At 65.5% G+C, this 11725-nt stretch carries 12 protein-coding genes; 5 read left to right on the forward strand and 7 right to left on the reverse strand.

Annotation, left to right across the window (positions count from 1 at the left end):
* Nucleotides 1-49: 49 nt before the first annotated feature.
* The gene (locus AC0IXR_RS00370) at nt 50-358 is read left to right on the forward strand and encodes a cupin domain-containing protein (RefSeq protein WP_056428392.1); all 309 of its coding nucleotides are present in this window, start codon (nt 50-52) and stop codon (nt 356-358) included.
* 111 nt (nt 359-469) lie between these two features.
* Here AC0IXR_RS00370 and AC0IXR_RS00375 read toward each other — a convergent pair whose 3' ends face one another.
* The 5 genes from AC0IXR_RS00375 to AC0IXR_RS00395 form a co-directional block, all read right to left on the reverse strand.
* Complete coding sequence (locus AC0IXR_RS00375) at nt 470-1240, reverse strand: SDR family NAD(P)-dependent oxidoreductase (RefSeq protein ID WP_311276529.1); 771 nt, start codon at nt 1238-1240, stop codon at nt 470-472.
* Between the two features lie 137 nt (nt 1241-1377).
* Nucleotides 1378-3009 (reverse strand): alpha-D-glucose phosphate-specific phosphoglucomutase, encoded by a 1632-nt coding sequence (locus tag AC0IXR_RS00380; RefSeq protein WP_056454420.1) that lies wholly within the window; start codon nt 3007-3009, stop codon nt 1378-1380.
* Between the two features lie 146 nt (nt 3010-3155).
* Entirely contained in the window at nt 3156-3410 is a 255-nt protein-coding gene (locus tag AC0IXR_RS00385; protein ID WP_056428385.1) for a DUF6894 family protein, read from the reverse strand.
* Between the two features lie 169 nt (nt 3411-3579).
* Nucleotides 3580-4302: a Crp/Fnr family transcriptional regulator gene (locus AC0IXR_RS00390; RefSeq protein ID WP_244478163.1), complete on the reverse strand. Its 723-nt coding sequence runs from the start codon at nt 4300-4302 to the stop codon at nt 3580-3582.
* Between the two features lie 628 nt (nt 4303-4930).
* The gene (locus tag AC0IXR_RS00395; RefSeq protein ID WP_246747780.1) at nt 4931-5812 is read right to left on the reverse strand and encodes a Crp/Fnr family transcriptional regulator; all 882 of its coding nucleotides are present in this window, start codon (nt 5810-5812) and stop codon (nt 4931-4933) included.
* A 495-nt stretch (nt 5813-6307) separates the two neighbouring features.
* Here AC0IXR_RS00395 and AC0IXR_RS00400 point away from each other — a divergent pair, with 495 nt between their 5' ends.
* The 3 genes from AC0IXR_RS00400 (at nt 6308) to AC0IXR_RS00410 (ending at nt 8089) form a co-directional block, all read left to right on the forward strand.
* Entirely contained in the window at nt 6308-6571 is a 264-nt protein-coding gene (locus tag AC0IXR_RS00400; protein WP_156652676.1) for a hypothetical protein, read from the forward strand.
* A gap of 159 nt (nt 6572-6730) precedes the next feature.
* Complete coding sequence (locus AC0IXR_RS00405) at nt 6731-7420, forward strand: response regulator (protein ID WP_207410910.1); 690 nt, start codon at nt 6731-6733, stop codon at nt 7418-7420.
* A gap of 234 nt (nt 7421-7654) precedes the next feature.
* Nucleotides 7655-8089: a PsiF family protein gene (locus tag AC0IXR_RS00410; RefSeq protein ID WP_471759363.1), complete on the forward strand. Its 435-nt coding sequence runs from the start codon at nt 7655-7657 to the stop codon at nt 8087-8089.
* On the opposite strand, the gene AC0IXR_RS00415 is transcribed toward AC0IXR_RS00410, so the two are convergent.
* Both AC0IXR_RS00415 and AC0IXR_RS00420 read right to left on the reverse strand, forming a co-directional pair.
* Nucleotides 8079-8747, reverse strand: coding sequence for a class I SAM-dependent methyltransferase (locus AC0IXR_RS00415; protein WP_471759364.1), 669 nt, complete (start codon nt 8745-8747; stop codon nt 8079-8081). The two genes, AC0IXR_RS00410 and AC0IXR_RS00415, sit on opposite strands and share 11 nt — an antisense overlap.
* A complete protein-coding gene (locus AC0IXR_RS00420; RefSeq protein WP_471759365.1) occupies nt 8744-9901 on the reverse strand; it encodes a glycosyltransferase family 4 protein in 1158 nt (385 codons plus the stop codon). Before AC0IXR_RS00420 ends, AC0IXR_RS00415 begins: the two co-directional genes overlap by 4 nt.
* 193 nt (nt 9902-10094) lie before the next feature.
* Between AC0IXR_RS00420 and AC0IXR_RS00425 the strand changes: the two genes are divergently transcribed.
* Complete coding sequence (locus AC0IXR_RS00425) at nt 10095-11342, forward strand: DNA topoisomerase IB (protein WP_471759366.1); 1248 nt, start codon at nt 10095-10097, stop codon at nt 11340-11342.
* The last annotated feature ends 383 nt before the right edge of the window (nt 11343-11725 follow it).

Genomic DNA, 11725 nt, shown 5'->3' on the forward strand with positions numbered 1-11725 from the left:
CGCCATTCCCCGGTTGGATTCACCGCAACGCGACGAGGTTTCAAGCGCCATGACCACGAAGATCTCCACGACGAATGCCCGCGCGGATGCGCATGGCGAGATCCGCCTCGCCAAGGGTGAGCGGGTCGCCATGCGGATGTGGCGTCACGAGCCGCCGACGGACGACAAGCCGAGTGCCAGTCGACCCTACGAGACGGTGGGATACGTCATTTCCGGCCGCGCCGAACTCACGGTCGGCGGCGAGACCGTGACCCTGGAGCCCGGCGATTCCTGGCTCGTCCCGGCCGAGGCCGAGCACACCTACACGATCCTCGAAGAGTTCACGGCGGTCGAGGCCACCGCTCCGCCGGCCGCGTAAACGGCAATACCCGCCGAACCCAAGGCGGCGACGTGAGACCAGACCTGAGAGGGGCCGGATCGATCGCGATCCGGCCCTTTTCGATATTCCGTTCCCAAAGAGAGACCCGCCCTACGCGCCGCCCCATTGCATGGTCAGGCCGCCATCCACCACGAGGGTATGGCCGGTGACGTAATCGGCGTCGTCCGAGGCGAGGTAGAGGATCGCCTTGGCGATGTCGTCGGGCTGGCCGGCGCGGTGCCACGGGATGCGTTCGAGGGAGGCTTCGAGCTTCTCCGGGTTCTCGAACCGGTCGCTGGTCATCGGCGTCTCGATCAGGCCTGGGGCGACGTTGTTGACGTTGATCTTGTCCTCGGCGAGCTCGCGCGACAGGCTCCGGCAGAGCGAGCCGACACCGGCCTTCGACATGCCGTAGGGCGCGCTTTCCGGCGTCGGCAGGTGCTGGGCCACCGACGAGACGATGACGATCTTCCCCCGCCCGCCATTGGCCCGCCGGACCTTGATGAAGGCACGGGCACAGAAGACCGGCCCCATCAGGTTGACCCGCAGGATCTGTTCGAGCTTGCCGTTATCCATCTCGGCCACCGGCATCCCGCTCATGGCCTGGCCGGCATTGTTGACGAGGATGTCGAGAACGCCGAACTCGGCCGCCACCTTGGCGAAGGTCGCCTCGACGGAGGCCGGGTCACCGACATCGTCCTGGATCACCAGGCATCTGCGCCCGGCGGCCTCGACCCGGCGCGCGGTCTCCCGCGCGCCGTCCGCGTCGGTGTTGTAGGTGATCGCCACGTCCGCGCCTTCGCGCGCGAACAACTCGGCCGCAGCCTGTCCGATACCGGAATCCGCCCCGGTGATCAGAGCGCGTTTGCCCTGCAACTTCATGTCTGTCCCATCTGTGCGAGAAGGGGTGCGCGGCCATTGCGCGGCCGGCGATCACCCGTGATCTTCAGGACAATGGGCCGAGGAAAACGCGGTTCCCGGAATGCGGCATCGGCGGGGAGGGACGTCCCTCTCCGGGCTCAGGTGATGACGCTGGGCTCGCTGCGCCCCGTGATGCCGGCGATGTCGGCGATGTCGCGCGCCGCCTGGACGACAGGGGCGAGGACGACATCCGGCGCTAGGTCGAGCCGGTCCGGGTCGCTCTCGTAGCGCTCGATATAGACCCTCAGCGTCGCCCCCGCCGTGCCGGTGCCGGAGAGGCGGTAGACCACGCGCGCATCCTCGGCGAAGCTGATACGGATGCCCTGCTGCGCCGTCACGGAGCCGTCGACCGGGTCGACATAGCGAAAATCGTCCGCCGTGGAGACGGTGAGATCGCCGATCCGGCGGCCGGGCAGGCTCGCTACCTGCGCGCGCAACCCCTCCATGAGACGGTTGGCGCTCTCGGACTCGATCTCCTCGTAATCGTGGCGGGTGTAGTAATCGCGGCCGAACGAGGCCCAATGCTCGCGCACAATGGCGTCGGCGCGCTTGCCCGTCGCCGCCAGGATGTTCAGCCACAGCAGCACGGCCCAGAGCCCATCCTTCTCGCGGACGTGGTTCGAGCCGGTGCCGGCGCTCTCCTCGCCGCAGAGGGTGATGAGGCCGGCATCGAGCAGGGTGCCGAAGAACTTCCACCCGGTCGGGGTCTCGTAGGCGGGAATGCCGAGCGATGCGGCGACCCGGTCGGCGGCACGGCTCGTGGGCATCGAACGGGCGATGCCCGCCAAGCCGGAGGCGTAGCCCGGCGCGCGATGGGCATGGGCGGAAAGGATCGCCAGGCTGTCGCTCGGGGTGACGAAGAGGCCGGGCGCCACGATCATGTTTCGGTCGCCGTCCCCGTCCGAGGCCGCGCCGAAATCCGGCGCGTCCGCGCTCAGCATCAGCTCGTAGAGCTCGTGGGCATGGACCGGGTTGGGGTCGGGGTGGTGGCCGCCGAAATCCTCCTCCGGCGTGCCGTTCACCACCGTGCCGGAAGGGGCGCCCAGCGCCCCTTCCAAGATGGCGACGGCGTAGGGACCGGTCACCGCGCTCATGGCATCGAACCGCATGCGGAAGCCGGAGGCGAACAGGCGGCGGATCGCATCGAAATCGACGAGTTCCTGCATCAGGGCCGCGTAATCGGCCACCGGGTCGATGACGGACACGACCATGCCGTCGATCCGAGCTTCGCCCACGCTATCGAGGTCGAGATCCGGCACGTCGGCGATGCGATACTGGGTGATCGCCTTCGTGCGCTCGTAAATGGCGGCGGTGACGGATTCCGGGGCCGGACCGCCATTGGCGGCGTTGAACTTGATCCCGAAATCTCCGTCCGGTCCGCCGGGATTGTGGCTCGCCGAGAGGACGATGCCGCCGATCGCGCCGTGCTTGCGGATGACGCAGGAGGCCGCCGGTGTGGAGAGGAGACCACCTTGGCCGACGAGAACCCGGGCGAAGCCGTTGGCGGCGGCAAGTTTCAGGGTCGTCTGCACCACCTCGCGGTTGAAGAAGCGGCCATCGCCGCCCACGACCAGGGTCGCGCCCTCGCGGTCGGGGATGATGTCGAAGATGGATTGGACGAAATTCTCGACGTAGCGGGGCTGCTGGAAGACCGGGACCTTCTTGCGAAGGCCCGACGTCCCCGGCTTCTGGTCAGAGAATGGCGAAGTCGGCACGTGCCTCGAAGTCATCCGCGAAAGCCCCTCGTTGTCGGCGGGGACAACACAACGGCTGGTCCGTTCCGGTCAACCACCCTGAATGGGTCGAGACGGAAACTTTCTTCGGAATCGTCTCGTCGCGCCTCCTTTGCCACGAAGGCGGGCGACGTCCCGTCGCGTCATCGCTTGGTGTTCGTCGCGACACCTTCGGAGAACGGGACCGTCAGGACGGTTTCGCCCGCTTCGTCGATGATTTCGAACGAGCGATCCAGAGCGTCGCTCAGGGTGGAGCCACTGACGAGGGCGTTGGCGACGATCTGCTTGACGCCGATCATGACCTCGTCGCGCAGGTCGTCCAGGCCGCCGAACTCGTCTCCGTCCGGATCGAGATGGAGCCCGTCGCGATCGCGCAGGTTCAGAAAGTATCGCGGCATGCCGATCTCCTACCGTAACGGCCAAGCCTAGACTGGGTGTGCCATGCGGCTGCCGCAAGGGAGATCGGGCAGGAAACCGCAGGCAAGAAACCGCAGGCAAGAAAATGTACGCAAGCAACCACGGGCAGGAAACCGGACGCAGCCCCGCCTTTGGGGGCGGCGAGCCTGCTCAGAACATGGTCTGTCCATCCACCCGAAGGTAGCCGGCCTTGAATTCGGCAAGAGACCTCAGCCTGGGCCAGTCCAGGACCTTCAGGTTCTTGCCCTTGAGTTCGATCAGCCCCCGCCGTCTCAGCTCCTGCAGCGAGCGGTTGACGTGGACGGTCGTCATTCCCGTCGTGTCCGCCAGTTCGTGCTGCGTCATGGGGAGATCGCAGCTATCCTCCGTGGCCAGGCCGACAGCCCGCAGCCGGACGAGGAACTCGCAGAAGAGATGCGCGATCCGCTCCAGAGCCGACCGGCAGCCGATATTCACCAGCCATTCGCGCAACGTCGCCTCGTCGATCAAGGCGGAGATGCGCATCGCCCGGGCGATCGCCGGATGGTTCTCGGTGATCTCTCTCAGGGTCGTGGCGGAAACGCGTGCGACCTTGCAGGGGGATAGGGTCGCGATCGTATGGTCGAGCCGGTTCAGCAGGGCGATGTCGAGATCGCAGGTATCGCCCGGAACGAGATAGGCCGTGATCTGTCGGGCGCCGTTGGCGCGTTGCTTGAACCGGCAACCGATCCCTTCGGTGATGAAGATGATATCGCTCGGCGGCTCGCCTTCGCGGACGAGGTTGGTGCGGGCGGGAACGTCGCGGGCGACGGACGCGAGCCGATGAAGCGCGTCCCTATCGGCGTCGCTCAGTTCCACGAAGCCTTCCAGCTTCTGGATCAGAGGATTGAACACGCTATCCGCCGTATTCGAGAATCTATTCCGCGACAATGGTCGATATCTCTATGCGATCAACATCGGCTTTCGCCAAAAGTAGCATTCTTCGAAACGCGCTTTCAATGATCTATGACAATTGAAGGACGCGAACCGCGATTATCTTAAGATAATCGCTCTCGTACTAAAGTCGTAGTCATGCCCCGGTTCGACGCGAGGTTCGAGCCGGGCGGGCGCCGCCCCCACCTCCTGCTGTGACTGATCGATTCCCGAAACCGTGGATCGTCAAGGCGAAAGGGGCTTGCTCGACCGCCAGATCCATGGGGATGATCATTTGCCGCATGCTCTCGTCTTCTTTGACTATACGTCCTCGCAAAAGTGCCAAAAGCTCCTGGTGGGCCACATGACCGTAAAGACGGCTCCGATAGCAGCTGTAGGGAAGGTGAGGCATCGATCGCGAAAGTTCTAGTTCAGGCCACGGGGCGAGCGCCTCGATCATATCGAAGACGAGATGTCGATTCTAGGACGGTGATACGCAAAAGGAAGGCGGTGAATAAGGTCGGCCAGACGCTTGGTACGGATCATGACCATCGCCGGAGGGGAGATCGACGCTCATCGAAGCCTGAACACGTTGGGGGCGGTCCAGGGATCAACTCTCCGCGGCATCCTCGGCGATGAGGCGGCGGTACTCCGCCTCCGGTATGCCGTAGCTTTCGCCCGCGATGAGCTTGAGCTTGTCGCGATTGACGATCTCGATGTGAGACCTCCGGGCCCGGACCGTGCCGGCGCCTTCGAGGATATGGATCGTCGTCGTCACCCCGGGGCGATGGACGCCGAGCATGACGGACAGGAATTCGTGCGTGATGGGAAACTCATCGCCCGAGACACGGTCGTGGCACATCAGCAGCCAGCGAGCCAGCCGTTCTTCCAAAGTATAAGAACCGTGCGACAAGGCTGTCTGGGCGGTGAGAAGCTGAAAGATGTGAGCATAGCGCATCATCAACTTGCGGAAGGCAGGTCTTTCCTCGACCAAGCTGCGGAACGAGGCCTTGTCCACCTGCAGCGCTTCGCCGTCGATCTGCATGAAGGTTTCGTGGGGCGTGGATTCCACGTCGAACAGCAGCGGTAGGCCGCTGGCTCCCTCCGAGCCGATGATCCCCACCTCGATGCGCCTGCCTTCGCGGGTGCCGACCACCACCGAGGCGACGCCGCTCTCGATGAAACGCATATGGGTCAAGGGCTGGCCGGGTTGGATGAGGACGTCCTTCCGCTTCAGCGTGACCGGCTCGAGAACGGTTTCGATGGCCGCATAATCGTCGGGGTGCATCCGGGAGAGAAGGCTGTTGCGAACGTGTTTTTGAGAAGGAATGACCATGCAATTGCCCCGAAGAGTCGGCGTCCGGTTTACGCGCCGCTCATCAACCCCAAACGCCGAACGTACCATAGCAACTGCGTCACGGGTCCAACAAATGATAGGCGGTGATTTGTGGATTATGAGCGTTTTTGGCGTTCTTTGTGCGTAATTCGACATTCGGCATGATCGAGTCCCTGTCTCGGGATCTCTGACGCGCCCGATCGAGACGATTGGCATCCTTGGCCGCTCGCCTCGATTTCCTTTTCCGGCCGGGCCGGACGAAGGGATTGCGGGTCCGAATACGCTTTCGGGCGATGCCGCCCGGAGGGATCATGTTGCTGCCGGGCGAGATTCCGTCATCGCGGCGCGGGAATTGCAGCCGTGGTTTCACGGGGCGGGGAAGGGCCGGTTTCCAGGCGCGTCACGGATGATGGGAGATTCGTTTCGGCCGTCGGGCATGCGGATTGTCACGTCGACCGGCGTGCCGTGGCCCTCGGATTCATGGCCCTCGGATTCATGGCCCTGGGATTCTTGCATGGCCTGTATGAGGAATGTCGAATTGTCATGGCACTGCGATAAGCTTAACCGTTTGAAGCCTCTGGGGTTAAGGCGCCGCAGATACATGTCTATGGCCGAAAGATCATAGATCCGACTTTTGAAACGGAGATGTCAGTGCCTAATTTCCTCAAAGCACTCGTCATGACGGTGATTGCTTTTGTTTCGATTTACTATCTGACCGGTAATTCGACGATGGCAGTGACGCTATCTCTCATCCCTCTCCTGCTCGGACTGCTGGGAGTGATGCACGGGCTTGCCTATAGCTTCGCTGCACTCTGCCTGGTCTGTGCGGTAGCCTGGTCCGTTGCTCCCCAGGAGACCAAGACGATGGTACGGGCCGAGGTGGAGAAGACCGGCGTCAAGATCACCGCAAAGTAGCACCGATCGGGCCGGGCGAGGGGATGCGGCACGAGGGGCCTCGGTGCCCCCTCCGATGCCGTTGTCGGCGCGGCGCTTCCCCTCGCTTTGGCGCGTTCGACACCGATCTGGTAGGGTCACCGCAGGGCTCGCGTGCGAGATCGGTGCGGGATGGGTTCGATGCCGGGGGAAGAGGGCAGGGGCGGGGCGGCCACGCGTCTTTTGATCGTCGACGACCATCCGCTGTTCCGCGATGCGTTGGCGAGCGCCGTCAAGCTCGCCTTTCCCGAAGCGGCGATCGCGGAGGCCGAGGGGATCGTCAGCGCCATGGCGGCCCTGACGGCCGACAGCCGAATCGATCTCGTGCTGCTGGACCTGTCGATGCAGGGCGTCGTCGGCTTCGACGGCCTGATCTCCATCCGCTCCCGTTTTCCGCGCGTTCCGATCCTCGTCGTGTCCGGCCTGGAAGATCCGCGCATCATGCGCGAGGCGCTGCGGCACGGCGCGGCCGGGTTCGTGCCGAAGGCGGTCGACAAGGCGACGCTGACCCGTGCCATCGCGGACGTTCTGGGTGGTGGCCTGTCGATCCCGGCGGCGCTTTCCGGGCCCGCGGCGGATCTGGCCCCTCCGGCGACGCAGCTCGCCGAGCGGATCGCCCGCCTGACGCCGCAGCAATTACGGGTCCTCCTGATGATCCGGCAGGGAAAGCTCAACAAGCAGATCGCGCACGAGCTTCAGGTCGGGGATTCCACCGTCAAGGCGCATGTCTCCGAGATCCTGCGCAAGCTCGACGTGATCAGCCGCACCCAGATCGTGATCGAGACGGCCCTGCTCGATTTCGACCAGATCCGTGCCCCGCAGGCGGGGTGAGCGCGGATCCCGCCTCTCGGCCGAACCGCGCCGTCCCGGGGCCGATCCTCACGGGAATGTGCCCGGGGGCGGGCGAAGGGCAGGGGGCCGGATGTTGCATCCATGGCGGGCATGGTCGATGACGGAGTGTGGTGCGACGACCGACGCACGGGGCGCGTCGCCACACCGATCGCGGCCACGCTCCGGTCCGTCGCGATCCCATCCCCCCCTCCATCCGTTGAAGCGAGTGCGATTATGAAGAACTCGACGTTGCGACTCGTCCTGCTTGCCGGGATGCTCACCGGATTGCCCATGACGGACGCCTCCGCCGCCGTGGGTGGCCGCATCGGCGCCTGCAAGCAGGAGCTGAAGGCCAAGGGCCTGAAGGGCGACGAGCGCAAGACGTTCATGAAGTCCTGCAGGGACGACGCGCTCAAGGCGTGCAAGGAGGAGTTGAAATCCGCCGGCGTGGACAAGGCCGACCGGCATGCCTTCATCAAATCCTGCCTGAAGGGCGACGACGCCTCCGGAGCGACCACCGCCCCCACGGCCCCCGCAGCGAATGCGCCTGCCCCGAATGTACCCGCCCCGACGGCGCCCGGCTCGACCGTGCCCACCGGCACCGGCACCGGCACCGGCACCGGCTCCGGCATGATACCGGAGGCGACGCCCCCGGCTCCTAAGCCCTGAAGCGCCAGACGCTGCTGCGCTTGATCTCCGCATCCTCGAGGGAGCGGCTCACCGGCACCTCGTAGGTCGCGAGGATGTCGAGCCGGTCCCTCGGCAGGTAGGAACGGCCGGGATCGCCGATGAGGATGGTGGCGCCCTGCTCGTGCAGGGCCGCCAGCCAGTCGGTGACCCGGCCGGCGATGTCGCTCTCGTAGAAGATGTCCGCGACGAGGATCGTCGTGACGCCGAGATCGGCCGGCCGCGAACCGATGAGGTCGTCGAGGACGGGCGTGATCCTGTCGCCGACGCCGTTGGCCTCGGCATTGAGACCGATGGCGGCGATCGCGAAGGCGTCGAGGTCGCTCGCCGTCGCATGGGTGGCGCCGGCCAGCGTCGCCGCGATCGCCACCAACCCGGAGCCGGAGGCGAAATCGAGGATCCGCTGCCCGGCCACGAGGTCCGGACGGTCGAGGATATGCCGGGCCAGGGCTTGCCCGCCCGCCCAGGCAAAAGCCCAGAACGGTGGCGGCAGGCCGATGGAATCGAGCTCGTCCTCCGTCTTCTGCCAGAGATCGGTGGCCTCGTCGGCCACATGCAGCACGATCTCCGGTGCGTGGGGGACGGGCAGAAGCCGCGTATTGGCGCGGATGAAGCGAAGTGGATCGACCGAGGGCGTCATGAGCGGATGAGATCCGCGTAGAGCCCCGAGACCGCCCGCATCACCGCATCCTCCGTGAAGCCGCCCTCGACCACGCGCCGCCGCGCGGCCTCTCCCATCCGCGCCACGAGGAGCGGATCGGCGGCGAGCCGGATCATCGCGGCAGCGAGGCTCCGCGCATCGTCCGGCGGGACCAGCATGCCCTCGATTCCCTCGCGAACCAGCGTCCGGCAGCCGGGAACGTCGGTGGTGAGGAGGGCGCGCCCGCAGGACGCCGCCTCCAGAAGCGTACGCGGCAGGCCTTCGCCGCCCCGGGAGGGCAGGCATCCGACATGGTGCTCCGCCCAGACGGCGCTCACATCGCGGGTCGGGCCATGCCAGGTGATGCCGTCCCGGCTCCAGGAACGCAGGGTCTCTTGCGGGATCGCCCTCCGGTTCGAGGCGTCCGGAGCACCGTAGAGGGAGAGCTCCACCGCCGCGCCCTCCGCGCGTGCGAGGCGCGTCGCCTCCACGGCAGTGTCGATACCCTTCGACCACAGCATCCGCGCCACGACGGCGATGCGCAGGGGCGGGGAGGGCGGTTGCGGCGTCTCTGCGAGCAAGGCCGGGTCGATGCCGGCCCCGCCGACGATGGTGACGGCCGTGTCGGCCGGATCGAGGCCGAGGGCGATGGCGTCGTCCGGGTTTTCGAACAGGAACCGGGTCTGTTTCGAGGCGAGCGGTCCACGGATCAGCTGGCGCAGGGCGATGCGGGCCATGCGTCCCGCGACGTCGGCGCGCGCGCCCATCAAGCCGAGCCCGGTCAGGGCATAGATCCGGCCTGAGATACCCGCCATCGCCGCCGCCGTCCCGCCCACGAGAATCGAGCGCAGCGCGATGCAATGGACGATATCCGCCTTCAGCGCCTTCAGGATCGCCGCGAGCTGGCCCGCCGCATAACCCGCCGCCATGGGGTTGAGGCTGGAGCGCTCGGCCTCCAACTCGACCACGCGCGCCCCCGTCGCCTCGATCACCGCCCGGTGGTCGCGCACGCGGGTCACCACCGCCACGGACAGGCCCATCGCCACGGCGGCCCGCGCCATGGGCAGGAAGTGCGAGGCGAAGAACCAGTCCTCGGTGACGACGAAGACGAGCCGCTTCATCGGCGCGGAGGAGGGCGAAGGGGACGTGGCCATGAGAGAGGCTGTAGCACGCCGCCGCTCCGGGGCGAGGCGAATGGCAGGAGTGTTATGGCAAGAGGGAGACAGGTTGAACGAGGACGTGCCTGTCAGGCATCGCCCCGGCGAGACATCGCGCCGCCGCCCCGGTTCGGAACGCCGCCCGTGCCCGGCCGGTTGACGGTTCCTGACGATCGACGGGAGGCGGGTGATGGCGATGGATCGCGAAGAGGACGGCGTTGTCGCCGATCCGCGGGATGCGGCCATCGAGGCAGGCCTGACCTATGTCGATGCCGACCGTCCGGGGCTCACGCGCCGCAGGAGCGGAACCGGGTTCTCCTATCGCGATGCCAAGGGCAAGCCCGTCCGCGACCCGAAGATCCTGAAGCGGGTCCGGTCCCTCGCGGTCCCGCCCGCCTATACCGATGTCTGGATCTGCCCCCGCGCCGACGGCCATATCCAGGCCACGGGACGGGACGCCAAAGGGCGGAAGCAATATCGCTATCACCCCGATTTCCGGCAGGCGCGCGACTCGACCAAGTTCGAGCACATCATGGCCTTCGCCGACGCCCTGCCCGCCATCCGGGCGCGGGTGGACGAGGATATGAGCCGCCGCGGCCTGTCCCGCGAGAAGGTGCTCGCCACTATCGTCCATCTCCTGGAGACGACCCTCATCCGTGTCGGCAATGACGATTATGCCCGCACCAACAAAAGCTACGGCCTCACCACCCTGCGCGATCCCCATGTGACCGTCGCTGGCGCGGAGCTGACGTTCCGCTTCAAGGGCAAGAGCGGCAAGATGTGGAACCTGTCGGTGAAGGACCGGCGCGTGGCCCGCATCGTCAAATCCTGCCAGGACCTGCCGGGCCAGGAACTGTTCCAGTATATCGACGACGCGGGCGAGACGCGCGACGTCACCTCGGCCGACGTGAACGCCTATCTTCGCGAGATCACCGGGCAGGAGATCACCGCCAAGGATTTCCGGACCTGGGCCGGCACGGTGCTGGCCGCCCTGGCCTTGCAGGAATTCGAGGCGTTCGACAGCGAGGCCAAGGCCAAGAAGAACCTGCGCGCGGCCATCGAGAGCGTGTCGGCGCGGCTCGGCAACACGCCGACGATCTGCCGCAAATGCTACATCCACCCCGAAATTCTCGACGGGTATCTGGAGGGCGCGCTGCTGATCCAGGTGGCGGATGCGGTGGAGGACGAGTTGCGGGACGATATCGCCCGGTTGAAGCCCGAAGAGGCTGCGGTTCTCGGATTGCTGCGGGCGCGTCTCGAAAAGGCAAAGGGCACCGTCTCGGTCAAGACGAAGGTGCCGGCCAAGGTAAAGGCCAAGAGTTCGACGCAAGCCAAGAGTTCGACGAAGGCCAAGGCCATGGGGGCTGCGACGGGCGAAGTGACGTCGCGCAAGCGACGTTCCGGCTCGGTGAAGCCCGAGGCCCGAGCGACGGCATAGGCGGGGACCGGACATCGCATGACCGAAATCTACCGGACGGTATCCGCCCTGAACGTCCGCGATGAGTGGAAGCGGACTCTGACGGTACGTCCCGAAGCAGACGTTTCGCCTCGACCGTGATTGCCGCTGCGCATGCGCCATAAGCGACATGTCTATATTGAAAACGGCAGCTGCCCCATACAAAATCTCGGACAGCCCATATAATCTTACCTAAAGGCTCCCGGGTTTGTTTGGTAAAATCTCATTTATTCAACCGAAGGTCGCGTAAATTACAATGAGATAGCGTCGATGTGCTGTGACCCCAGTGCAACAAATAGTCAAAAGGGCGTCTCAGTTTATAATGCTTCTAGATTTTTTGGCATCCAGATTGAAATGCCTATAAA

The organism is Methylobacterium sp. AC832 (genome assembly GCF_979256025.1).

Excerpts from the sequence above, each read along its gene's own strand:
- AC0IXR_RS00380 (WP_056454420.1), bottom strand. The coding sequence starts at position 3,009 with ATGACTTCGAGGCACGTGCCGACTTCGCCATTCTCTGACCAGAAGCCG.
- AC0IXR_RS00415 (WP_471759364.1), bottom strand. The coding sequence starts at position 8,747 with ATGACGCCCTCGGTCGATCCACTTCGCTTCATCCGCGCCAATACGCGG.
- AC0IXR_RS00370 (WP_056428392.1), top strand. The coding sequence starts at position 50 with ATGACCACGAAGATCTCCACGACGAATGCCCGCGCGGATGCGCATGGC.
- AC0IXR_RS00410 (WP_471759363.1), top strand. The coding sequence starts at position 7,655 with ATGAAGAACTCGACGTTGCGACTCGTCCTGCTTGCCGGGATGCTCACC.
- AC0IXR_RS00420 (WP_471759365.1), bottom strand. The coding sequence starts at position 9,901 with ATGGCCACGTCCCCTTCGCCCTCCTCCGCGCCGATGAAGCGGCTCGTC.
- AC0IXR_RS00385 (WP_056428385.1), bottom strand. The coding sequence starts at position 3,410 with ATGCCGCGATACTTTCTGAACCTGCGCGATCGCGACGGGCTCCATCTC.
- AC0IXR_RS00405 (WP_207410910.1), top strand. The coding sequence starts at position 6,731 with ATGCCGGGGGAAGAGGGCAGGGGCGGGGCGGCCACGCGTCTTTTGATC.
- AC0IXR_RS00395 (WP_246747780.1), bottom strand. The coding sequence starts at position 5,812 with ATGTCGAATTACGCACAAAGAACGCCAAAAACGCTCATAATCCACAAA.
- AC0IXR_RS00375 (WP_311276529.1), bottom strand. The coding sequence starts at position 1,240 with ATGAAGTTGCAGGGCAAACGCGCTCTGATCACCGGGGCGGATTCCGGT.
- AC0IXR_RS00425 (WP_471759366.1), top strand. The coding sequence starts at position 10,095 with ATGGCGATGGATCGCGAAGAGGACGGCGTTGTCGCCGATCCGCGGGAT.